This window comes from Sinobaca sp. H24 (assembly GCF_023845525.1).
The window spans coordinates 53,674-77,078 of record NZ_JALBWT010000013.1 but is presented as its reverse complement, the minus strand read 5'-3'; the positions used below and the strand labels follow the sequence as shown (position 1 = coordinate 77,078).

Below are 23,405 nucleotides of genomic sequence, written 5' to 3'. Positions count from 1 at the left end.
CAAAACGTCTTGATATAAAAGTTTGTATTAGAATGAAACAGGAGGGGGATAAGCATGGGATTATTTGATTCTACTACGATACAGCAGCTGGAACGCGGCCTGTCTGGAGCGGCAAATGAACAGAAAGCTATTTCACAGAACATAGCAAATGCTGATACACCAGGATATAAAGAGAGAAGAGCATCGTTTAAGCAAAGTTTGGAACAGGCTTCTGCTGAGCAGGGTCTTCAGGCTCATAAAACTAATAATAAACACATAAACTTTAGTAATGGGGATAAAGATTCATACATAAACGAAAAGACCCAGGAAATGTATCATGCTAACGGAAACGGAGTAGATATTGATAAGGAAATGTCCGAGCTGGCTAAAAACCAGCTTTACTTTAATGCCGTGACAGATCGTCTCAGTGGAAAATTCGGCAGCCTAAAAACAGCTGTACGGGGAGGGTCCTGATAAATGGGATTATTTGATGGAATTAATGCATCAGCAAGTGCACTAACGGCTCAGCGGCTTCGTATGGATGTGACTTCTGCCAATGTGGCAAACGCAGATTCCACCCGTGGGAGGCTCGTAGATGGTGAATGGGAGCCCTATAGAAGGAAAATGGTTTCTTTTGAACCACAGGAAAACTTTTCATCCCATCTTTCCCAGGCAATGAAAGAAGGCGGGACAGACCAGGGCGGCGTTAATGTCCGCACAATTCAGGACGATACAACTCCGTTCCGCGAGGTGTATCAGCCGGAACATCCGGAGGCTGATGAGGAAGGGTATGTGCAGCTGCCAAACGTTGATCCATTAAAAGAAATGGTAAACATGATGGGAGCTACAAGATCATATGAAGCGAACGTTACTGCAATGAATGCGACAAAAAATATGATGTTAAAAGCACTTGAGATTGGAAGAAACTAATAAAAAGGAGGCAAAAAGATGAATATAGAGTCGGTTATGCCGAATAGTGCTTCCGGTGCACTCCAGCAAAAGCCTGCTGAAAATACTCCGGCAGAAGCAATGAATTCATTCAAAGACGTACTAAATGATGCTGTATCAAATGTAAATAAAGCCTCCCTGCATTCAGATGAAATGACAACAAAGCTGGCAACGGGAGAAACCGATAATCTGCATGAAGTTATGGTAGCGGCCGAAAAATCAAGCGTGATGCTGCAGACTACGGTAGAAGTAAGGAATAAAGTTATTGAAGCCTATCAAGAAATTATGCGCATGCAGGTGTAAGAAAGCAGGGCGAGAGCTGGAGGAGCTATGAAAGAACAATTTTCAACATTAAGAGCGAGATGGAAAGAGTATTGGTCTGCTAAAACAAAAAAGCAGCAGGTAATATTAATAAGCGGCCTTCTTGCTATTATCCTATTTTTCTTTTTGCTGCTTTTCTTCACGATGAGAACCAATTACGTTACTTTGTATTCTGATCTTCCTGCAGCAGAAGCAGGGCAGATTAAAGAAAGTCTGGATGCCAAAGGCGTAAAGTCGGAAATCACAAATGATGGAACAAGCATCAGTGTCCCTAAAGAGCAGGCGGATGCCCTGAAAGTAGAGCTTGCCTCAGAAGGTATTCCGGAAAGCGGTGCAATCGATTATACATTCATAGAAGACCAGATGGGATTTGGTATGACAGATAATGAATTTTCTGTCATGGAGCGGGCTGCTATGCAGACTGAACTCCAAGGACTTATCCAAAACATAAACGGAGTGGAAGCGGCGAGCGTCATGATTACACTTCCGGAAGAATCAACCTGGCTTGCTGATGAAGCAGGAACAGCCACAGCTTCTATTGTTGTGGAAATGGGAACAGCGACGCTCGAGGAGTCAGAGGTTAAAGCACTTTACCATCTGGTATCCAAAAGTGTACCGAATCTTCCCGTTGAGAATGTGGTCATCATGAATCAAAATTCGGAGCAGTTTGATTATGACAGCGGCGGTTCCGGGGGTACGATGAGTGCTTTTACAGAACAAAACGAAATCCAGAAACAAATTGAAAAAGACCTTCAACAGCAGCTGCACCAAATGCTGGGTACGATGATGGGGAACGATAAAGTGGTCGTTTCTGTCACTACCGATATTGACTTTACGCAGGAAAATCGGGAAGAAGCACTTGTTGAACCTGTAGATGAAGAAAATATGGAAGGGCTGGAAGTGAGTGCGGAGCGAATCACTGAGACATTTGAAGGAGCCGATCTTGAAGAGGGCGGTGTTGTTGGAGCCGGAGAAGAAGACATCGCTAATTATCCAGCGGGAGCTTTTGGGGCAGCCGGCGATTCTGAACGAACCGAAGAAAGAATTAACACAGAAGTAAATCGGATTCATAAAGAAATTGCAGAAAGTCCTTACAAAATAAGAGATCTTGGCATACAAGTCATGGTAGAGCCGCCGGATCCGGAAGATCCTAATTCGCTCCCTGCTCAAAGCATAGCTGATATTGAGGATATTCTAACGACCGCAGTAAGCACCAGCATCGATGAAGAATACCTGAATGAAGAAAATGCGGGAGATATAGAAGATAAAATCTTTGTTTCCTCCCAGGCATTCAATGGAAAAGCAGAAATAGAAGAAGCAGGAAACGGCCTGCCATGGTGGGTATACGTAGTTGGCGGAGTTCTTGCAGCAGCAGTAGTGGTTCTTGTTATTATTCTGGTCCGCCGCAGAAAAGCGGAAGAAGAAGAGGACATTGATGAACTAGAAGCAGCTGCAGTGCCTGAAGCTGGTTTACCGATTGAAGAGCCGCAGGAATCGCCGGAAAAGGTTAAAAGAAAACAGCTGGAGGCACTCGCTAAAGAAAATCCGGATGAATTTACAAAGTTATTAAGAACGTGGCTTTCTGATGATTAAAAGAGAGGAGGCAGTGCAATGGCGAAAACAAAAGATAAACTAAACGGCCGGCAGAAAGCGGCCATTCTTCTCATATCAATGGGACCGGATGTCAGTGCCGGCGTGTATAAACACTTAACAGAACAGGAAATAGAAAAATTAACACTGGAAATTGCCAACGTACGCCGGGTGGAAAACGATGTGAAAGACACCATAATGGACGAATTCCATCACATTGCCATGGCCCAGGAATATATTACGCAGGGTGGTATCGGCTACGCTAAGAACGTTCTTGAAAAAGCACTCGGAGAAGATCACGCGATGAAGATGATTGAAAGGCTCACCTCAACCCTGCATGTTAAACCTTTTGACTTTGCCAGGAAAGCGGATGCGGGCCAGATTCTTAATTTTATTCAAAATGAACATCCGCAGACCATTGCGCTTATTCTCTCTTATCTTCAATCTGAGCAGGCGGGACAGGTTTTATCGGCTCTGCCTGAAAAAACTGCAGGCGGATGTAGCAAAGCGTATTGCAACAATGGATAGTACGTCGCCTGAGATTGTCAGCCAGGTGGAACATATTCTCGAGCAGAAGCTTTCCGCTACCGTGACGCAGGATTACACAGAAGCCGGAGGCATTGAGTCGGTGGTGGAAGTGTTAAACAGTGTAGACCGGGCAACGGAGCGAACCATTTTGGAAGCATTGGAAGCAGAGGATTCCGAGCTGGCTGAAGAAATTAAGAAGCGTATGTTTGTATTTGAAGATATTGTAACGCTTGATAAACGTTTCTATACAGCGTGTCATCCGTGACGTGGAAAATGAAGACCTGCAGCTGAGGCCTGAAAGTAGCCAGCGAAGAAGTAAAGGCGATTATTTTTCAGAATATGTCAGATCGTATGGCAGAGTCTTTTTAAAGAAGAAATGAATTTATGGGTCCTGTACGTGTAAAAAGCGTAGAGGAAGCACAAACGCGTATCGTAAATACGGTACGACGCCTGGAAGAAAACGGTGAAATTGTTATTACAAGAGGGGGAGGGGACGATATCGTTGTCTAGAGTGATAAAAGAAACGCATGCGCTTTACGAGACACCGAACGGTCTATCGCTATTCACGCCTCTTTTATCCCGGAGAAACAAGCAGTACAAGGTTCTGAAATGCCGGACATTTACCGGAAAAAACTTCGTGCACGTCAAATTGAGGCAGACGCCCGGGCCAAACTGGAACAGGCAGAGCGTGAACTCGAGCAGGTACGCTTTCAAATAAGCCAGGAGGAAGAAGACTCCAAAGCAAGAATTCAGCAGGCATTTGAAGAAGCGAAACAGGCCGGCACAGCAGAAGGCTTTGCAGAAGGATTTGAAGATGGAAGAAAAAGCTGGAGTGAAGAGGTGGAAAAAGCAGCACTTCTGGTTCATTCATCCCGTCAGGAAAAAGAAGCCTATCTGGAAGCTTCAGAAGGAACCATCCTCACACTTGCCATGGCGGTTGCAGAGGCGAATGCTCGGACATTCCATTCTGCAGGATGAAACACTGTGGGTGGATCTGGTAAAACAGGCGCTTCAGGAAGTAAAAGAAGAAAAGGAAATAACCATCTATGTAGCACCTGATCAGTATAATGTTACGGTCAGCCGCAAAAAGAAATAGAAACCGTTCTTTATCAAAACCAACAGCTCTGGATTGTACCGAGCCATCAGCTTGAATGGAATCAATGTTCTATAGAGACGCCGTTTGGAAGAGTGAATGCTTCTTTTGATACGCAGCTTGCTGAAATAAAACAGCAGCTGGAACAGCTTCTGGCAGAAGGAGCAGCTGATGAAAGCCATTCAACTGCTTCCTAGCATTGAAAAAATAAATCCGTACATCCGCTATGGAAAAGTGACGAAAGTGGTTGGTTTAACGATCGAGTCCAAAGGACCGAAAACATCGATAGGAGATCTCTGCTATATTCATCATTCAGATCATTCAACGCCAATCACAGCAGAAGTAGTCGGATTTAAAGAGGAAAATGTGCTGTTGATGCCATTAAAAAAAGGTACCGATATCAGTCCGGGAAGCCTTGTGGAAACGACACGCAAACCTCTGCAGGTTCTGGCAGGTCCAGGGCTTATCGGCAGAGTGATTGACGGTATGGGACAGCCCATGGACGGAAGGCCGCTTCCTTCAGGCCTGATAAAAGTAAATACGTCAAAAGAACCGCCCAATCCGTTATCAAGACCCAGAATTAAAGCGCCTATGTCGCTTGGGATTAAAGTGATAGACGGACTTTTGACGGTAGGAGAAGGGCAGCGCGTCGGAATATTTGCAGGAAGTGGAGTCGGAAAAAGCACGCTGCTATCAATGATTACACGTTATTCCGAAGCAGATATTAATGTTATAGCACTTATCGGAGAGCGTGGGCGTGAAGTAAAAGATTTCATTGAAAGAGATCTTGGAGAAGAAGGAATGAAGAAATCAATTGTCGTAGCTGCCACCTCAGATCAAACAGCTTTAATGAGAATAAAAGGGGCGATGACCGCTACGGCCGTAGCTGAATATTTCAGAGATCAGGGAAAAAAAGTGAATTTAATGATGGATTCGGTTACCCGTTTTGCGATGGCCCAGCGGGAAATAGGGCTTGCAGTCGGAGAGCCTCCGACAACAAAAGGCTATACGCCTTCTGTGTTCGCCATGCTCCCAAGTCTGCTGGAGCGGTCTGGTACCAGTAATGAGGGATCAATTACCGCCTTTTACACGGTTCTGGTTGATGGGGACGATTTTAATGAACCGATCGCAGATGCAGTTAGAGGGATTCTGGATGGCCACTTTGTACTCGACCGCAGCCTTGCTGACAAAGCCCATTACCCATCGATTAACGTATTAAAAAGCGTCAGCCGGGTGATGAATGAGGTGGTTTCTCCAAATCACGCGAAAGCCGCCAGAAAACTGCGGGAAATGCTGGCAACCTATACGGAAGCAGAAGATTTAATTCAAATTGGTGCCTACAAAAGAGGTTCTTCGCAGAAAATTGATGAAGCTGTTTCTATGAGGGAACAGACATTGAGTTTCGTTCAGCAGGGGGAAACAGAACGCTTCAGCCTTATGGAAGCAGAAGAGCAGCTATTAAAAGATTTTGGTGAAGGAGAGCGGCAATGAGTAAAACAAGAGATGTCTTTGAAAAAATGCTCAAGTGGCATGAACAGGAAAAACAGGCAAAAACAAAAGAATATCAGCAGGCTCTTACTTTTTTTGAAGAAACGGCTACAAAATTGTACGATCTTCTCCGAAAGAAAGAAGAGCAGGAAGGAAAAGATACGGAAGCGCTGATGGCAGGAGTGCCGGTCCGTCATTTACAGCATCATGGGAAAGTGATGAAATTCATGCATCAGGATATACATACACTCACGTTGGAAACAAATAAAGCCAGGTTCAAAATGGATACCGCCAAAGATGAGCTGGCTGCTTCCTTTCAGGAGTTCAAGAAATACGAAAAGCTGCTGGAAAAAAAGAAAGAAGAGGAAGCGAAGCTTATCAAACAAGCCGATGCAAAATTAATGGATGAACTTTCTGCACGGTCCTTTGCTTTTAATGGGGGATAACCCATGGCGAAAAATAAAAAAATACCAGTAGAAGAAAAAGAGAAAGAAAAAAAAGGCGGTATGATGCAGTGGTTCATACTGATTGTTCTCGTACCGGTTACCTTTGCGATCATCATCGGCGTTGTCATTTTATCAATGATGGGCGTCCCGCTCGCGGAAATGGGTAAAAATGCGGCTGCCGGGATACCCGGGGTCTCCGCGCTGATGGAAAACGAATCCGAAGAAGCAGTTGGAGGATCGCCGGAGGATGCAGATACTATTGCCGCACTGGAAGAGGAAATACAATCGATGGAACAGCAGCTGATTGAAAGGGATGAGGAAATCATCTCCTTACAGGAAGAAGCGGAAGCTGCCGGCGAGGAAGCAGATGTGGATGAAGAAGATATCGAAGCAAACCCTGAACTCGCCGAACTGGCTTCCATGTATGAAGAAATGTCTGCCAAAAACGCAGCAGCCATTCTAAATGAAATGGAAGATGCACAGGTAATACGGCATATGCAGGAAATGAATACAGAGAACCGCTCTGCTATATTGGAAAAAATGGAAGTGGAGAAAGCGGCCGTGATCATGGGCGCGTTCGAAGAGCCGACAGCAGAAGCCGGATGAGCAGCAGTGGCTGCCGGGAAAGGAGGTGAACTAGTGCAGGTCATTCAGCAATTGCTAAGCAGTACCCCAGTTCATTCAACAGGAGATGTTCAACGGACGAAAGGAACCGGTACAGGTTTCATGGAAATGCTGGGAAAAGCCGGGGAAAATTATGATGAGCTGCAAACAGCCGGTCAGGACAGTCTGGAAGAAGGAACAGAAGACAATAGCGCAGAAGCGGAAGCGTCGCTGGAACATATTCTGGATAGTCTCAAAGAAGTATTTGCTTCAAATCCGGACGCTGCTTTTTCCTCATCCGCTGTTTCCGAGCTGCAGGCACGTCTGGCGAAACTTTCTTCTCCTCATTCCGGCATGTCCGACAAAGAGCGCATCGAGGAAATAGATGTCCTGTTTCAAACATATGATGCGGAGCTGCTGGAAAACGTGCTCCATGTGTTCTTTGAACAGCAGTGGAAGCAATTAGAATCAGAGGAAACGGACTGGGGAAAAGTAGACTCCGCAGCGATTCAAGAACAGGAGAAGCACATATCTTCTGCATTGGAGGCTGGTGTACTATCCAACGAGGTAAAAACAGAAATTACTGTCTCTGCGTTAGCTGCTTTAGCGGCTCGAACTGCCCCAGCAGAGAATACTCTTTCTACTCTTGAAAAGGAATCGGAAGAAGCCGCTTACGAGAGACTGACCGAACTTCATAAAGAAGTGCAGGCATTGTCAGCAGCAGAAGAAATGACAGCTGACACTGAGGGGAAACTGATGGTGGAATACTTATCGACAGCCCTTCCTTTGTTAAAAATTCAGGAAGAAAGTAACGAGCCGGGTTTGATTCCAGCAGCTCTGGAGAAAGCGGCTTCTAATCTGGTGAAAGCAGTAGAATCTTTCGCCGAACCTATTACTGTAAAAAAGGCATTTTCTGAGCTGGAAAAACAGCTGGAGATGGTAAAAACCTCTTTAGGCGATACGATTAAAAAACCAGCTGATCCAGCATTGCAGGAATTCACAAGAAATCAAAAACCAATCCCGGATCGCCTGCCTGACTTTCTAAAAAGCAGTACAGCTGGAACTCCGGTTATCTCTTCAGAAGAAAAGCGGGCATATGCCGGAAATTCAATGCCTGTTCTTTTGAAACAGGCGGAGCCGGAAGCAAATAGAAGAATGACGGAAGGTTATAAAGTAATTACAGACCCGATCCGGTTCGTGCAGTTGTTAGCTGACAGGCAAAGCAGTGCCATTCTTTCTTCTGGAGAGCAGGAAGGAAAACTGGTCGAAGGAAGTGCGCCCCCGCCCCAGACGTCTAGAGTAGAAATGGGAGCAGAACCAATACAGGTATTGTCAAAGCCTGTCGTGGATACTGGAACGCTTCCCCAGGTGCAGCAGGCATTAATCCAGCTTGGCGAATCAAAAACAGCGCATGGACGCCAGCAGGAATTTATAAAACAGTTTCAGGACATATTAAATAGATCTTCTCTTCAAGCCTTTAAAAATGGCACCCAGCAGCTCACTCTCATATTAAGGCCTGCCCATCTAGGACGCATTGACATGAAAATCAGTATAAAAGACGGAGTGATGACGGCACAGCTTACGGCATCTTCCAAAGGGGCCAGAGATGTAATAGAGCAGAATCTTCCATCGTTAAGGCAGAGTTTCGCTGCTCAGCAGCTGCAGGTGGAACGCATTGAAATTACCGAGCAGCAGGAGAACCTTTTAAAAGAAAAAGAGGAACAGCAGGAACAGAGGCGGCAGATAATGGAACAGGCCGAGCCTGAAGCTGACTCTGAAGAAGCGGCGTTTTCGGATGTGCTGGAAAACATAATCTTTAACGAGAAAGTGTAGGGATAACATGAATAGTGTAGATATGAATCACCTGCTTCCCAAGGATAATAAAGTAGCAGTGACAAATGCAAAAGACGGGGCACTCGGAAAAGACGAATTTTTAAAAATACTTATCGCCCAGCTGCAAAATCAAGATCCGATGAATCCGATGGAAGACAAAGAATTTATTGCACAGATGGCTTCTTTTTCCTCGCTCGAGCAGATGACCAACATGAACCAATCGCTGCAGAAGTTTACGGAGCAGCAGGAAAGCGGATCGCTCGTGCAGCACAGTCAGCTGATCAATAAAGAAATTACCTGGCAGTCTAAAGAAGACGAAGTGAATGGCCTTGCGAAAACAAAAGATCATCAAAATACGGTAACCTCCGTTCAAAAGGATAATAAAGGGGCCATTCGTTATCTGCTTGATAATAACAGCTGGATTGACAGTTCACAGCTTGTTCAGGTTAGAGCGGATAAAGAAAATACGGAACCGACAACCTTATAGAGAGGATCCCAACGTATGATTCAGGATATTGGAAAGCAGGGATGGAACCGGCTTCCACATCCGGCGGGAACAGCCGGCCAGCCCGCAGATAAAGTGCGTACGGCTTCATTTGCTGACCTGCTTCATTCGCAGCAGACCAAACCTCTGAAAATCAGCAGACACGCTGAAAAAAGAATCGCAGAGCGGAATGTGCGCGTCTCAGATGGCGAGTGGAAGGCAATCGAAGAAAAAATGCCGGAGGCAAAGCGGCAGGGTGTTAAAGATTCTGTCGTATGGACGAGCCGTGCCGCGCTCGTGGTGAGTGCAGAAAACCATACTGTTATTACAGCTATGACCCATCAGGAAGCAACCAATCACGTGTTCACAAATATTAACGGAACGATGTTCGTCAATGATGAAGCCTGACCTTACGAGGAAGCTTCAAGCATCAGGCTGACGCTTCTGATGCTGTCAAACTAAAACATAAAAACCAGGAGGAATTATTATGATTAAATCCATGTATTCAAGTATTGCAGGTATGAAGAACTTTCAGCAGAAGCTCGACGTTACGAGTAACAACATCGCAAACGTTAACACGTTCGGCTTCAAAAAAGGCAGAGCTACATTCCAGGATATGGTCAGCCAGCAGATGGGCGCAGCGCAGGGGGCAGCGAACGGACAGGGCGGCATTAATGGTAAGCAGGTAGGATCGGGTTCAAAAGTAGGAAGTATTGATACTGTTCATACGCAAGGGAGCCTGCAGAACACGGGACGCCAGCTCGATCTCGGTATTTCCGGAGAAGGATTTTTCCAAGTTAATAACGGTCAGGAAGACCTGTATACAAGATCAGGTAACTTTTATTTAGATGAGGGTGGCACGCTTGTTAATGCAGAAGGAATGATTTTACAGGCGCAGGGCGGCGGAGCGATTAACATACCAGCTGATGCTCAAAGCTTTAGTATCAGCACGGACGGAGCCGTTAATATTACAAACGCAGCCGGTCAGCAGCAGAATGTGGGCCAAATTGGGCTTACGACGTTTAATAACCCGGAAGGTCTGGAAAAAGCCGGGGGCAGCACGTATAGAGCAACCGATAACTCTGGAGCAGGAGCCCAGGATATTCCGGGAGCAGACGGCAGAGGAGACCTTATTTCCGGTACGCTTGAAATGTCCAACGTGGACCTGGCGGACGAGTTTACTGAAATGATCGTAGCCCAGCGTGGTTTTCAGGCCAATACCCGCGGTATTACTACAGCAGATGAAATTTTGCAGGAACTGATGAGCCTGAAGCGTTAATTCTAAGAAAAGGAGAGCGGGCTGGATCCATCAGGTTTCCTGCCCGCTATATTACATATGATCACATTGACGAGGTTGACCGGAGATACATTTTTATTAAATGTTCCCTTTATTGAACAAATTGAAGCCCGGCCCGACACCACGATAACCCTGTGGAGCGGGAAGAAAATTTTTGTTAAAGAGTCCCTGACGGAAGTCAAGCAGCTGTGCGAGGAAGCATACCGTAAAATTGGACTTGTGGGATCGATTATAAACCCGGAAAGGGAGAGCTAAGTGAAGAACAAAAAAGTGATGGGGATGCTGCTGATTTTTTTGGTGACCGTAGGCGTTATTGGAGCTGGGGCATTTTACTTTGTGGAAAATACAAGTTCGACAGCAGAAGCAGATGAGGCCGAAGCAGAAGCTTTATCCGCAGAAGAAATGGCGGAAAACTCCTGGGAATTGGAAGAATTAACGACAAACCTTGCAGATGACCATTTTATTAAAGCTTCCTTTAAAATTCAGCTCGATTCGACAAAAGGGAAAGAAGAGCTGGAAAAAAGAGACTATCAGGTAAAAAACGCAATCATTATGGATTTGTCCTCGCGCTCTGCGGAATCACTGCAGACGACGGAAGGACTGAAAGAAATGGAGCAGGCGCTTCAGGAAACTATTAATAAAGAAATGACAAAAGGCAAAGTAGTCAAAGTGTACATCACCCAGCGCCTAATTCAATAGAAATAAAAGGGGGGGAGCAAGTGGCTGATGTATTATCCCAGGGAGAAATAGATGCCCTGATGTCTGCGCTTTCCACAGGAGAAATGAGTGCAGATCAACTCAAGCAGGAAGAACATGATAAAAAAGTGCGCACGTATGATTTTAAACGGGCCCTTCGCTTTTCTAAAGATCAGATCCGAAGTCTTTCCAGGATTCATGAAAATTTTGCCCGCCTGCTGACAACGGCTCTGTCCGCTCAGCTGCGGACGTTCGTTCAGATCTCCGTTTCGACGGTTGATCAGCTGCCCTACGATGAATTTATTATTTCGATCCCGAAAATGACGCTTCTGAATGTATTTGAAGCTCAGCCTATGGAAGGCCGCCTTTTGATGGAAGTGAATCCAAACATTGCCTATGCGATGATGGACCGGCTGCTGGGGGGACGGGGCAGCAGTGTGAACAAATCGATAACTTAACTGAAATTGAAACGATTATCATGACCAGGCTTTTTCAAACAATGCTTGATTCTTTTCAAGGGGCGTGGGAGTCGGTTATGGAGATAGATCCGGTAGCGGAAGAAATGGAAGTTAATCCACAGTTTCTGCAGATGGTATCTCCTAATGAAACGGTTGTCGTGATTTCATTGTCAACAACAATAGGAGAAACAACCGGTATGATTAACATTTGTCTGCCCCATGTAGTCATGGAAGAGATACTTCCGGATATTTCCGGTCATTACTGGATGCAGACAGCGAAAAAAGAGACCAATCAGGACGAGTATCTGAAGCTATCCAATCAAATAAAAACAGCCCCTCTTAATCTTCAGGCAGTGCTCGGTCATTCCAGCATTACAATCGAAGAATTTCTGCAGCTTTATCAAGGAGATGTTATTGAGCTTGATCAGAAAATTACAGATCCGCTCACTATATTAACAGAGGGCGTTCCAAAATATAAAGCACAGCCGGGCAGACGCGGAAAGAAGCTGGCCGTGCAGATTATAGAAGACATAAAGGAGGAAAAAAATGAGTGATGAGATGCTTTCCCAGGATGAAATCAATAAATTGTTACAACGTGTAGCGGAAGAAGAAGGGAACGGCGAAGAAGAATCGGAAGCACTGCTTGATTCCATTGAAAAAGATGCACTTGGAGAAATAGGGAATATTTCTTTTGGCAGTGCAGCTACGGCACTGTCCACCCTGCTGAATCAAAAAGTAGAGATTACGACACCGGAAATTTCTGTTATTGACAGCTCAGAGCTCAATGAAGAGTTTCCTGTGCCCCATGTCGCCGTTAATGTTGACTACACAGTAGGGTTTGAAGGCACTAATTTATTAGTTATTAACTCCACGGATGCTGCAATTATTGCTGATCTAATGATGGGGAATGACGGTACTTCTCCGGAAGTAATTTTAAGTGAAATGTATTTAAGCGCCATGCAGGAAGCAATGAACCAGATGATGGGATCAGCTTCTACGTCGATGTCGACTATTTTTAATAAAAAAGTAGATATTTCTCCTCCCGGCATTGAAGTAATGGATGTAGGAAACCAGGAAGGTACCACTCATATTCCTAAAGATAAAAAACTAGTAAAAATTGCATTTAATATGAAAATTGGTACATTAATTGATTCATACTTAATGCAGATTGTTACCATTCCATTCGCTAAAAAAATGGTAGAAGAGTTGATGGGAACTTCAGAGGACGAAACGACTCCTGAAAGTCATATGGAGGAAGAAGCGGCTTCGTCCGCTCCTCCTGTTGAGGAAAAATCAGCCGGCCCTGTTTCTGAACCGGAGAGAAATACCGTATCCAATCGTGTTGAAAATGCAGCTTTCTCTCCATTTGAAGAAATAGAGCGCGATGCCTCGGAGCCGAAGAATCTTGATATGCTTCTTGATATTCCGCTCGAAGTTACCGTAGAGCTTGGACGTACGAAAAAATCGATCAAAGATATCCTCCATTTTTCACAGGGGTCTATAATAGAATTAGATAAGCTGGCCGGAGAGCCGGTGGACATTTTGGTGAATCAAAAGCTGGTAGCACGCGGAGAAGTAGTTGTGATTGACGAAAATTTCGGTGTGCGTGTAACAGATATTGCAAGCCGGGAAGACCGTATCCGCCACATTCAATAGAATACCCATTGAATTGGTACACGTTATCTCTATAAAGAGGTAGCGTGTTTTTTGGGTAGGGAGCAGCAGACAATCTGAACTAGTCCTTTGTCCTCTCAATGAAATAAGAATACCGGGAATATTGAGCAGAGGAATAAATAATGGATGTTATTATCCCCTGCAGTTTTGCTGTTATATAAAGAACTATAGAAATAAACTGGGCATTTATTACTAACATATCCAAAAACGAAAAGACTATTAGACAAACGTCCTAAATTTTTGTACAATTTTATTAGTTGTCCTGATACTTTGTCATAATTTGGAATAAATATTGTTAAAAAGTCTTAAATAATTATCGAAAAGGAGGAATTTTGAAAAAATAGAGGAGCCTTTGACCCACTAATAAAAAGTATTTGAATATAAATGCCTATACGGTGAACACAGATCCACATATGAAATTAGAAGCCATTCTGCATAACATACGAAATCAGATAACTATTTTACATACATAAAGATAAGAGGCGAAGCAATGATTAAAAAAACATGCAGCGCATGGCTGATTGTTCTACTATTTTTTCTTGGAATGGCCACTGTTGTTCAGGCGGAGGAAAATCGAACATTAAACGATGCGCTTGAAGAGGGAACGCCGCCGGCTGAAGAGACGGATGCTGCAGAAGAGGAAATTGCTCTTGTAGAAGAAAGAAGCGCAGTAATGATCTTCGGACAGATGATTCTTGCACTGGCTGCGGTTATTACTATTATGTATCTGCTGCTGAAGTTCATTAATAAACGAACCAAAAAATATTCCTCCACCCAGACGATGCAGAATCTTGGCGGTGTGCCTCTAGGTCAGAACAAATCCGTTCAGCTTGTGAAAGTGGGGGACAGGCTTTTAGTTGTAGGTGTGGGGGAATCCATTCAGCTCTTGAAAGAAATAGAAGACGAAGAAGAGAAGGAACACTTATTGGAACAGCCGGAACCGGAGTCATCTTTCTTCTTTAAGAAAAAAAATAAAAAAGAAGATCATGAAGGCTTTCAATTTAAGTCCATTCTCGATAAAAGACTCGAAGAAATAGAGAAAAACCGTAAGCCGGGAAGCGGAAGGGACGAAGGCTCATGATACTGATGTTTCCAAGTATTGATTTTGGTGCCTTTACAAGCGATGATCCGGAAAACATGGCAACGACGCTGCAGCTTGTAGCGCTTATGACGGTCTTATCGTTAGCACCCGCTATTCTTATTCTTATGACGAGTTTCACCCGTATTGTCATCGTACTCAGCTTTGTACGAATGGGTCTGGCTACCCAGCAGATGCCGCCGAACCAGGTTCTTATCAGCCTGGCATTATTTATGACCTTTTTCATTATGGCCCCGGTGTTCTCAGATATAAACGAATCGGCACTCACGCCGATGCTGGACGGGGAAATGACCCAGGAAGAAGCCTTTACCGAAGGAACGGAACCGTTAAAAGAATTCATGTCGCAGCACACGAGGGAAAAGACCTGGCCTTGTTTATGGGGTATGCCGGATTGGAACGGCCGGAAACACTTGAAGATGTTCCTCTCTCCGCTCTGATTCCTGCTTTTGCGATAAGTGAGCTGAAAACAGCCTTTCAAATAGGGTTTCTTATATTCATTCCGTTTCTGGTTATTGACATGATTGTTGCGAGTATTCTTATGTCCATGGGTATGATGATGCTTCCGCCGGTCATGATTTCCCTGCCGTTTAAAATTTTGTTATTCGTACTCGTGGATGGCTGGTATTTGATTGTAGAATCGCTTTTATTAAGTTATTAGAGGGTGGAGCGTTATGACGCCGGAAACGGTCATTAATATAGCAGAAAGCGGCGTTTGGATGGTATTCATTATTGCCGGTCCGCTGCTGGTAGTTGCTTTAGTCCTGGGATTTGGCGTAGCTATTTTCCAGGCTACAACACAGATTCAGGAACAGACACTGGCATTTATACCGAAAATTTTTGGAGTGTTGATCTGCCTGATATTGTTCGGGCCGTGGATGCTCTCACAGATGGTGCATTTTACATACCAGCTGCTTAGTAATTTAAACGACTTTATTGGATAGGGAGAACATTATGGAATGGATAGAGCAGCTGCCTGCATACTTATTGGTCCTGGCGAGAGTCCTGGCTTTTTTTACAACGATGCCTCTATTCTCTTATCGGAATGTTCCCTCCTATTTTAAAGTTGGACTTGGTATTTTCTTTGCTTTTTTTATTCTCTTCAGCATCGATGCACCGGTAATGGAAGTGGACAGCACATTCATACTTATTCTATTTAAAGAGATACTCGTAGGCCTTAGTATCGGCCTGCTGGCAGGCATGCTTTTATACGCGGTCCAGACAGCGGGGATGTTTCTGGACACGTCGCTTGGATTTTTAATGGCCAATGTAATTGATCCGCAGACCGGCGCTCAGACGCCGCTTACTGGAGGGTACCTTTACACGTTTACGCTCCTGCTGCTTTTGGCGCTGGACGGTCATCACATGATGCTCGATGGAATGTTTTACAGCTATAACTTTATTCCGATGGATCAGGTAACACTTCCCTTCGGAGATGAGGAAGTCGTAAGGCACGTAGCGAAATCGTTTGCGTTAATGTTTATGATTGCCTTCCAAATGGCCTTTCCGGTTATGGGTGCTCTGTTTTTAGTGGATATAGCGCTTGGCATGATGGCGCGGGCGGTTCCGCAGATGAACGTATTCGTCGTGGGACTGCCGCTTAAAATATTTGCAGGAATGCCGCTTTTGGCTATCGGCCTTCCCAGCTTTTACTTAGTAGTAGAAAATCTTTTCGACCACACCTATGAGGCGATGCGTGTGTTAATGACTTTGCTGGGGAGTGCATAATATGAAGCTTCGTCTGGATCTGCAGTTTTTCTCAGGAGAAAAAACGGAAAAAGCGACACCAAAGAAAAAAGAAGAATCAAGAAACAAAGGCCAGGTGGCTAAAAGTAATGATGTGAATACGGCGCTGATGATGCTTGGCTTCTTCCTGTTTCTGTTTTTTTATGCCGGCACGGTGGGAGAATACCTTCTGAACATGATGAGCCATGTTTTTACGGAATATCTGCTTCGTGACATTACGATTGCAAGCGTGGAAGACATTATGTTTGAAATGACGGTGGAATCGTCCATCGTTCTGCTGCCGCTGATGGCTGTAGCCGTCGTTATCGGCACAGGGGCCGCTGCTATGCAGGTCGGGCTGAAGTATACACCGGAAGCAATTAAAATGAAGCTGGAAAAAATTGATCCATTAAAAGGCTTCAAGCGGATCTTTTCGGCCCGGGCGATAGTCGAGCTGTTTAAGTCCTTATTTAAAATAACGCTCGTCGGGGCTGTCGTGTTTACGATCATTTATATACACCTGGATGATCTTCTGATGATGTACCAGAAGCATCCGCTTGATGGATTTTACTTAATAGCCAGACTCACCGGCCTGATCGGGGTTGCAAGTGCGATCCTGCTCGTTATTCTGTCAGTGCCGGACTACATCTATCAGAAATATGATCATGAAAAACAAATGAGAATGTCTAAGCATGACGTAAAAGAAGAGCACAAAAAAATGGAAGGAGATCCGCGTATTAAATCGAAACGCCGCCAAAAGCAGATGGACATGGCGATGAACCGGATGATGCAGGAAGTACCCAAAGCGGATGTCGTTATTACAAATCCAACCCACTTTGCTATTGTGCTCAAATACGAAGAGGGCTCTATGGCAGCTCCAATCATTACTGCTAAAGGAGCCGATTTTGTCGCTAAAAAGATTAAAGAGCTGGCGCGGGACAATCATATTCCGACAGTAGAAAATAAACCCCTCGCCCGGGCATTGTTCAGCCAGGCGGAAATCGGGGACGAAGTACCGGAAGATTTATTCAAAGCCGTGGCGGAAGTGCTCGCGTATATTTACCGGCTTAAGCACAAAATATAAATAGGAGAGGAGGAAGTAAATGAAGATTAGAGAGTTTTCCGTATTATTCGGCGTCATCATGATTGTAGTTATGCTGATTATTCCTCTTCCCACCCTGATATTGGACTTATTAATCATTTTAAATATTTCCCTGGCCCTTCTTATTATTCTTGTTGCGATGAATACGAAAGTGCCTCTGGAATTTTCTATATTTCCCACCCTTCTCCTGCTGGTTACTCTTTTCAGGCTGGGGCTCAACGTATCCACCACTCGTTCGATATTAAGCAATGCCGACGCGGGAAACGTTATTGAAACATTTGGTAATTTCGTTATATCCGGAAGTGCGTTAGTCGGTTTTGTTGTATTTCTTATCTTAATTATCATTCAGTTTGTCGTCATCGTAAAAGGTGCCGAGCGGGTCTCGGAAGTAGGGGCCAGATTTACGCTCGATGCGATGCCGGGTAAGCAGATGAGTATTGATGCCGATTTAAATGCAGGCATGATCTCAGACTTGGAAGCCAAGCAGCGCCGCGAAAAGATTGAGCGTGAAGCTGATTTTTACGGCTCTATGGATGGTGCGAGTAAATTTGTAAAAGGGATGCCATTGCAGGTATCGTCATCGTCATCATTAATATGATCTTTGGTATTGTCATCGGCATGACCGAGCACAGTATGGATGTGGGTACCGCAGCGAACACGTTTACGCTTTTAACCGTAGGGGACGGGCTTGTCAGTCAGATACCTGCGCTTCTTATCTCGACTGCCACCGGTATTATCGTAACGAGAGCCGTATCGGAAGGGAATCTTGGGTCTGACGTGACCCGTCAGCTTCTGGCTTTCCCTACAATGCTCTATATTGCAGCCGCTTCTATTTTTTCTCTCGGGGTATTTACACGATTAATTTCTTTCTAACCTTTTCCATTGCTTCGCTGCTCTTTGTACTGGCCTGGTTTGCCAACAAAACGCTCAAATCCGAAGCGCTTGAAGCAGAAGAGGCGGCGGCCGCAGGCCAGAAGGAAGAGGAAGTAGACATGAAATCCCCGGAAAATGTTGTTCATCTACTTACAGTTGATCCCATTGAATTTGAGTTTGGATATGGCCTGATTCCACTGGCCGACACGAACCAGGGAGGCGATCTGCTTGACCGGATTGTGATGATCCGCCGCCAGCTGGCGCTCGAAATGGGAATGATCGTGCCGGTTATCCGTATTAGGGATAATATTCAGCTGCAGCCCAACGAATACGTAATAAAAATGAAGGGCAATGAAGTAGCAGGAGGCGAAATGCTTCTCGATCACTATCTGGCTATGAGTCCCGGGATAGAAGACCCTGCAGTGCAGGGGATTGATACGGTGGAACCTGCATTTGGCCTCGCGGCTCTCTGGATAACAGAAGACATGAAAGATACGGCAGAAGGCTCCGGCTATACAGTCGTTGACCCGCCTTCGGTCGTGTCCACCCATTTAACGGAAGTCGTTAAAGCCCACGCTCATGAACTGCTTGGACGTGAAGAAACGAAACAATTAGTGGACCATCTAAAAGAAACCTATCCTACGCTCGTGGAGGAAGTAACTCCGTCTCCGCTTCAGCTTGGGGAAATACAAAAAGTTCTTTCCAATCTTTTGAAAGAAAAAATATCGATACGCAACCTGCCGACGATATTTGAGATTCTTGCAGAATACGGACAGATGACAAAAGATATGGATCTTATTACAGCGCCAGGGACTTTCCAGGCAGATAACAAAACAATTCGCTCAGGAAGGGGCGGCGATGCAGGTGATTACGATCAGCGGGGGCATCGAAAAGCAGATTGCGGATAATATTCAGCAGACAGAACACGGTAACTATCTCGCAATGGATCCAGCTGTAAGTCAGCAGATATTAGAATCCATCAGCCGGGAAACGGAACGCGCGGCAGCAGGCGGCCAGCAGGCAGTGCTGCTCTGCTCTCCGGCGGTTCGAATGCATCTGCGTCAACTGATTGAACGCTATCTGCCGCAGGTGCCGGTTCTTTCCTACAACGAATTGGAACCGAGCCAGGAAGTCCAAAGCATTGGCATCGTTCAACTATAGAAAAGGGAGGCTGTTCATTGATTAATGTACTGGTAGTAGATGATTCAGCGTTTATGAGAAAAATGCTTACAGAATTCATAAACAGCCAGGCGGACATGACAACAAAAGCGGTCGCAAGGAATGGGAGCGATGCTTTGGAGAAGCTCAGCAAGGAGTCCTATGATGTCATGACTCTGGACGTGGAAATGCCGGTAATGACAGGCATTGACGTATTAAAAAAACTTCCTGTGCAGCGTCCGGCAGTCATCATGGTCAGCTCAAAAACACAGCGCGGCTCAGACATGGCCGTTCAGGCATTGGAGCTCGGAGCTGTAGAAATAGTTGCAAAGCCCTCTGGGTCAATATCACTGGATATAGATAAAGTAAAAGAAGAATTTCTCTCCAAAATAAGGGCAGCGGCAGCGGCGGGCACGGGGAAGCTGCTGCAAAGCAGAACAAGTTTTAAAACGGTCATTCTTCCGCCTGCTGCCCCGACGGAACAAATGATTGCTACAAGCTCCAGAAATGTACTGGCGATCGGCACATCCACTGGAGGGCCGAAAGCTCTTCAGACGGTTATACCGGCACTGCCGGCATCTCTTGCTGCTCCGGTATTTATTGTGCAGCACATGCCTCCATCTTTTACAGAATCACTGGCTAAACGGCTCAATCAGCTGTCGGCTCTGGAGGTAAAAGAAGCCTCGCATAATGAAACAGCAGAAAACGGGGTTGTCTATATCGCCCCGGGCGGCAGACAGATGCGTGTAGGAAGAAAAGAAGGAAGAGTGTTTCTCTCGGTGACAGATGAAGAAGCAAACGAAGGACATCGTCCTTCTGTAGATGTTCTTTTTAAGTCTTTAGCAGCGTTAAACCATATCTCTGTTAGTGCAGCAATACTTACCGGCATGGGAAAAGATGGGACGGAAGGCGTAAAGCGTCTGCTTGAAAACCATAACGTACGAATTGCCGCTGAATCGGCAGAAACGGCCGTCATCTACGGCATGCCGAAGGCGGCAGCACAGCTAGATGGCGTGGAGAGCCTGCCGCTGGAACAGGTAGCAGCGTTTCTCACACGTTCGGTCTCCCATTAAGGCTTACTATAGAAAGGGTGCAGAGAATGAATAAGTTACTGGATGAAAGGTTGGCAGACATGCTGAGAGAGGCAGCTAATATCGGTTCCGGGCATGCTGTCAGATCGTTATCCATACTGCTTGGAGAACCTGTTACTATGCAGCCTGTTGATCTAAAGGTGGTCTCGTTTCAAGAACTTATGTCCGAATATGGAGAGAAAGAAGAAGTGATGGCTGCTTCTCTGCTCCCTTTTTATGGTGATTTAGCCGGCATCGTTTACTTACTTTTTTCGCAGGAAGATATGAACGCTTTAGCCGGTTCGCTCATAGGACGGCCGGTAACAATGGAAGAACTGAAAAAAGATCCGTATTTACATTCCATGCTGAAGGAACTTGGCAATATTTTGTCCGGGGCATATATTTCCGCTATTGCCGATTTTACTTCTCTGGATATGCAGACAGGCTCTCCATCGGCTGCCGTCGACATGGCTGTATCTCTATGGAACGAAGGATTAACCTACATGCAGGAAGCCAGAAACGAAGTGCTGTTTCTGGAATCAGAATGGAAAAGCGCCTCTCTTCCGGGCGGAACAGCCTCAGGACGATTTTTATTTCTGCCGGATGCCGCTTCTTATCAAGTGCTCGTCCAAAGGCTGGAGGAAAAGTTCTATGCATAATAGTACAGCACAGTTATATATCCGGGTTGGAATGTCCGACTGGAAAGTATCTGCAGAAAAAGAGCTGCTCCGTACCTCCGGCCTTGGTTCCTGCATTGGCGTTGTCATATATTCTCCCGTAAAACCGCTGGCAGTGATGGCGCATATACTGCTGCCCGACTGTCCGGAGGATCAATGGGAGAACAAACAGCTCAGAACAAAGTTTGCCGACACTTCTATAGAAGATATTGTTTATTTTTTCCGGCAGCACCATATTTCCAGCCGGAAACTGGCCGCAAAAATGGCAGGAGGGGCGCAGATGTTTGCTATGTCTCCTGTCAAAGAAAACAAAAGTATCGGCCTGCGCAATGCGGAAGCTGTTAAAGAAGCTCTGCAGCATTACTCTGTGCCTCTGCTTGCTGCGGATACCGGCGGGGACAAAGGCAGGACCATTACATTTGATCCGGGCTCATCCAACCTGTACATACGAAAAGCCTATGGCGAAGAGAAAGTCATTTAAAACAGCAAAAAGGGGGAACTACAATGGCAAGAACAACCTTTCATGAGCATCAGGAACTTTGGGAAAAGTGGATCGAACATAAAGACATGGAGGCGTGCAACCAGCTTATGCACGAATATCAGCCTCTCGTTCATTACCACGTACAGCGGATCGGTGCCGGACTGCCTAAAAGTGTACGACGGGATGATCTGTGGAGCCATGCAATGGCAGGTCTTTATGATGCGATGAAAAAATTTGATTTCAGCCGCGACTTGAAATTTGACACCTACGCATCTTTTCGTATAAAAGGATCGATCCTGGACGGTCTCCGGCAGCAGGACTGGATGCCCAGGTCTTTGAGGGAAAAATCAAAAAAGCTGGAAGAGACAACGGAAATGCTCGAGCAGAAGCACGGCAGGTACGTGACGGAGGAAGAAGTAGCCCAGCAGATGAACGTCACTACGGCAGAGGTTCGAAAAGTGAGCGCAGAAAGCTTTTTTGCCAACGTTCTTTCCATGGATGAGGAAAGTGCAGAAGGGGACAAATCAGAAACATTTAAAGTTGCAATACGCGATGAAAAAACCTTGAGTCCGGAAGACATGATGATGAAAGATGCTTCTATTAAGGAACTTGCAGAAGTGATTCAATCGCTTAATGACAAAGAAAAGATGGTCGTCAGCCTTTTTTATACTGAAGAGATGACGCTCACGGAAATCGGTGAAATTATGAACCTGTCCACTTCCCGCATTTCCCAGATCCATTCCAAAGCGCTTTTTAAATTAAAACAGGCCCTGGAAAAAAGAAAACTGCAGAACAACGGATGAAAATCGGTTTTGATGCCTGCAGACAATGAAATATTTTTACAAATAAATAAAGCTCATTATCTTGATTTGCCTATAAGCATATGATATATTAATTGACGGTGTTAAATACACACGCCCGGCTGATCTGTAACAAGGTGGCTGCACAGCGCAGCTCAATTGCAGAGAAGATGCAGGCGGAGGAAAAAACCTAAGGAGGAATCAATCATGGCAGTTATTTCCATGAAACAATTACTAGAAGCAGGGGTACACTTTGGTCATCAGACTAGACGCTGGAACCCGAAAATGAGCCGTTATATTTTTACTGAAAGAAATGGTATTTATATCATTGACCTTCAGAAGACGGTTAAAAAAGTAGAAGAAGCATATAACTACGTACGCGACATTGCTGCAGACGGAGGAAAAATTCTTTTCGTTGGAACGAAGAAGCAGGCACAGGATTCAGTCCGTGACGAAGCTATCCGTTCAGGCCAGTTTTATATCAATCAGCGCTGGCTCGGGGGAACTCTTACAAACTTTGCAACGATCCGTAAGCGTATTGCACGCCTAAAGGATATCGAAAAAATGCAGGAAAATGGAACTTTTGAAGTCCTGCCTAAAAAAGAAGTAATGCTCCTAGTTAAAGAAATGGACCGTTTGGAGAAATTCCTTGGCGGAATCAAAGAAATGAAGAAGCTGCCTGCAGCCATTTTCATTATTGACCCGCGCAAGGAAAGAATTGCTGTCGCAGAAGCGCACAAGCTTAATATCCCAATCGTTTCTATTGTAGATACAAACTGCGACCCGGATGAAATTGACAAAGTAATTCCTGGTAATGATGACGCGATCCGCGCTGTACGCCTTTTAACTTCAAAAATGGCAGACGCTGTTATTGAAGCAAATAGAGCTAATGAGCAGGCTGAACTTGAGAAAGAAACAGAAGAAGAAGCTGCTGAAAACCAGGAAACAATTTCATAATCACAGCATCATAACGATTGCTGTACAC

Annotated in this window: 25 protein-coding genes and 4 pseudogenes; all 29 read left to right on the top strand. The window is 45.2% G+C overall.

The features are described from left to right. Positions 1 to 54 precede the first annotated feature (54 nt). The 29 genes and pseudogenes from flgB (at position 55) to rpsB (ending at position 23,377) form a co-directional block, all read left to right on the top strand. Positions 55 to 453, top strand: coding sequence for a flagellar basal body rod protein FlgB (gene flgB, locus MMY81_RS17180; RefSeq protein ID WP_252313815.1), 399 nt, complete (start codon positions 55 to 57; stop codon positions 451 to 453). A 3-nt stretch (positions 454 to 456) separates the two neighbouring features. Next, positions 457 to 909 carry a flagellar basal body rod protein FlgC gene (gene flgC, locus MMY81_RS17175; RefSeq protein ID WP_252313814.1) on the top strand — a complete coding sequence of 151 codons (453 nt, stop codon included), beginning with the start codon at positions 457 to 459 and terminating at the stop codon, positions 907 to 909. 18 nt (positions 910 to 927) lie between these two features. Continuing rightward, positions 928 to 1,230 carry a flagellar hook-basal body complex protein FliE gene (gene fliE, locus MMY81_RS17170; protein ID WP_252313813.1) on the top strand — a complete coding sequence of 101 codons (303 nt, stop codon included), beginning with the start codon at positions 928 to 930 and terminating at the stop codon, positions 1,228 to 1,230. 27 nt (positions 1,231 to 1,257) lie between these two features. Next, a complete protein-coding gene (gene fliF / locus MMY81_RS17165; RefSeq protein WP_252313812.1) occupies positions 1,258 to 2,841 on the top strand; it encodes a flagellar basal-body MS-ring/collar protein FliF in 1,584 nt (527 codons plus the stop codon). Between the two features lie 18 nt (positions 2,842 to 2,859). Further along, a pseudogene (gene fliG / locus MMY81_RS17160) lies at positions 2,860 to 3,876 on the top strand (flagellar motor switch protein FliG). Between the two features lie 99 nt (positions 3,877 to 3,975). After that, positions 3,976 to 4,344, top strand: coding sequence for a FliH/SctL family protein (locus MMY81_RS17155; protein ID WP_252313811.1), 369 nt, complete (start codon positions 3,976 to 3,978; stop codon positions 4,342 to 4,344). Further along, positions 4,316 to 4,462, top strand: coding sequence for a hypothetical protein (locus MMY81_RS17150; protein WP_252313810.1), 147 nt, complete (start codon positions 4,316 to 4,318; stop codon positions 4,460 to 4,462). The genes MMY81_RS17155 and MMY81_RS17150 overlap by 29 nt, the downstream gene beginning before the upstream one ends. Before the next feature lie 168 nt (positions 4,463 to 4,630). Continuing rightward, on the top strand, positions 4,631 to 5,950 hold the full coding sequence (gene fliI / locus MMY81_RS17145; RefSeq protein WP_252313809.1) for a flagellar protein export ATPase FliI: 1,320 nt from the start codon (positions 4,631 to 4,633) through the stop codon (positions 5,948 to 5,950). Further along, entirely contained in the window at positions 5,947 to 6,393 is a 447-nt protein-coding gene (fliJ, locus tag MMY81_RS17140; protein WP_252313808.1) for a flagellar export protein FliJ, read from the top strand. The genes fliI and fliJ overlap by 4 nt, the downstream gene beginning before the upstream one ends. A gap of 3 nt (positions 6,394 to 6,396) precedes the next feature. Beyond that, entirely contained in the window at positions 6,397 to 6,999 is a 603-nt protein-coding gene (locus MMY81_RS17135; protein WP_252313807.1) for a MotE family protein, read from the top strand. 33 nt (positions 7,000 to 7,032) lie between these two features. Further along, entirely contained in the window at positions 7,033 to 8,829 is a 1,797-nt protein-coding gene (locus MMY81_RS34230; RefSeq protein WP_252313806.1) for a flagellar hook-length control protein FliK, read from the top strand. 7 nt (positions 8,830 to 8,836) lie between these two features. Continuing rightward, a complete protein-coding gene (gene flgD, locus MMY81_RS17125) occupies positions 8,837 to 9,316 on the top strand; it encodes a flagellar hook assembly protein FlgD (protein ID WP_252313805.1) in 480 nt (159 codons plus the stop codon). Positions 9,317 to 9,331: 15 nt separating this feature from the next. After that, the gene (locus MMY81_RS17120; protein WP_252313804.1) at positions 9,332 to 9,721 is read left to right on the top strand and encodes a TIGR02530 family flagellar biosynthesis protein; all 390 of its coding nucleotides are present in this window, start codon (positions 9,332 to 9,334) and stop codon (positions 9,719 to 9,721) included. Between the two features lie 79 nt (positions 9,722 to 9,800). Continuing rightward, positions 9,801 to 10,592, top strand: coding sequence for a flagellar basal body rod protein FlgG (flgG, locus tag MMY81_RS17115; RefSeq protein ID WP_252313803.1), 792 nt, complete (start codon positions 9,801 to 9,803; stop codon positions 10,590 to 10,592). 57 nt (positions 10,593 to 10,649) lie between these two features. Further along, on the top strand, positions 10,650 to 10,865 hold the full coding sequence (locus MMY81_RS17110) for a flagellar FlbD family protein (RefSeq protein WP_252313802.1): 216 nt from the start codon (positions 10,650 to 10,652) through the stop codon (positions 10,863 to 10,865). Next, complete coding sequence (fliL, locus tag MMY81_RS17105; RefSeq protein WP_252313801.1) at positions 10,866 to 11,309, top strand: flagellar basal body-associated protein FliL; 444 nt, start codon at positions 10,866 to 10,868, stop codon at positions 11,307 to 11,309. It abuts the gene before it with no gap. Between the two features lie 59 nt (positions 11,310 to 11,368). Then, positions 11,369 to 12,318, top strand: a pseudogene (gene fliM / locus MMY81_RS17100) (flagellar motor switch protein FliM). Further along, the gene (fliY, locus tag MMY81_RS17095) at positions 12,311 to 13,420 is read left to right on the top strand and encodes a flagellar motor switch phosphatase FliY (RefSeq protein ID WP_252313800.1); all 1,110 of its coding nucleotides are present in this window, start codon (positions 12,311 to 12,313) and stop codon (positions 13,418 to 13,420) included. Before fliM ends, fliY begins: the two are co-directional and overlap by 8 nt. 508 nt (positions 13,421 to 13,928) lie before the next feature. Further along, positions 13,929 to 14,519: a flagellar biosynthetic protein FliO gene (gene fliO, locus MMY81_RS17090; RefSeq protein ID WP_252313799.1), complete on the top strand. Its 591-nt coding sequence runs from the start codon at positions 13,929 to 13,931 to the stop codon at positions 14,517 to 14,519. Beyond that, a pseudogene (fliP, locus tag MMY81_RS17085) lies at positions 14,516 to 15,195 on the top strand (flagellar type III secretion system pore protein FliP). Before fliO ends, fliP begins: the two are co-directional and overlap by 4 nt. 13 nt (positions 15,196 to 15,208) lie before the next feature. Next, positions 15,209 to 15,478 (top strand): flagellar biosynthesis protein FliQ, encoded by a 270-nt coding sequence (gene fliQ / locus MMY81_RS17080; protein ID WP_120192242.1) that lies wholly within the window; start codon positions 15,209 to 15,211, stop codon positions 15,476 to 15,478. Between the two features lie 10 nt (positions 15,479 to 15,488). Further along, positions 15,489 to 16,262 carry a flagellar biosynthetic protein FliR gene (fliR, locus tag MMY81_RS17075; RefSeq protein ID WP_253076002.1) on the top strand — a complete coding sequence of 258 codons (774 nt, stop codon included), beginning with the start codon at positions 15,489 to 15,491 and terminating at the stop codon, positions 16,260 to 16,262. Position 16,263: 1 nt separating this feature from the next. Continuing rightward, a complete protein-coding gene (flhB, locus tag MMY81_RS17070; RefSeq protein WP_252313798.1) occupies positions 16,264 to 17,343 on the top strand; it encodes a flagellar biosynthesis protein FlhB in 1,080 nt (359 codons plus the stop codon). Positions 17,344 to 17,362: 19 nt separating this feature from the next. Beyond that, positions 17,363 to 19,395: pseudogene (flhA, locus tag MMY81_RS17065) on the top strand (flagellar biosynthesis protein FlhA). Between the two features lie 17 nt (positions 19,396 to 19,412). Next, positions 19,413 to 20,465, top strand: coding sequence for a protein-glutamate methylesterase/protein-glutamine glutaminase (locus tag MMY81_RS17060; protein WP_252313797.1), 1,053 nt, complete (start codon positions 19,413 to 19,415; stop codon positions 20,463 to 20,465). 26 nt (positions 20,466 to 20,491) lie between these two features. Continuing rightward, on the top strand, positions 20,492 to 21,121 hold the full coding sequence (locus MMY81_RS17055; protein ID WP_252313796.1) for a chemotaxis protein CheC: 630 nt from the start codon (positions 20,492 to 20,494) through the stop codon (positions 21,119 to 21,121). After that, on the top strand, positions 21,114 to 21,620 hold the full coding sequence (locus MMY81_RS17050) for a chemotaxis protein CheD (protein ID WP_252313795.1): 507 nt from the start codon (positions 21,114 to 21,116) through the stop codon (positions 21,618 to 21,620). The genes MMY81_RS17055 and MMY81_RS17050 overlap by 8 nt, the downstream gene beginning before the upstream one ends. 23 nt (positions 21,621 to 21,643) lie before the next feature. Continuing rightward, a complete protein-coding gene (locus MMY81_RS17045; RefSeq protein WP_252313794.1) occupies positions 21,644 to 22,423 on the top strand; it encodes a FliA/WhiG family RNA polymerase sigma factor in 780 nt (259 codons plus the stop codon). Positions 22,424 to 22,627: 204 nt separating this feature from the next. Further along, positions 22,628 to 23,377, top strand: a complete 750-nt coding sequence (gene rpsB, locus MMY81_RS17040) for a 30S ribosomal protein S2 (protein ID WP_120192235.1) — start codon at positions 22,628 to 22,630, stop codon at positions 23,375 to 23,377. Positions 23,378 to 23,405 lie beyond the last annotated feature (28 nt).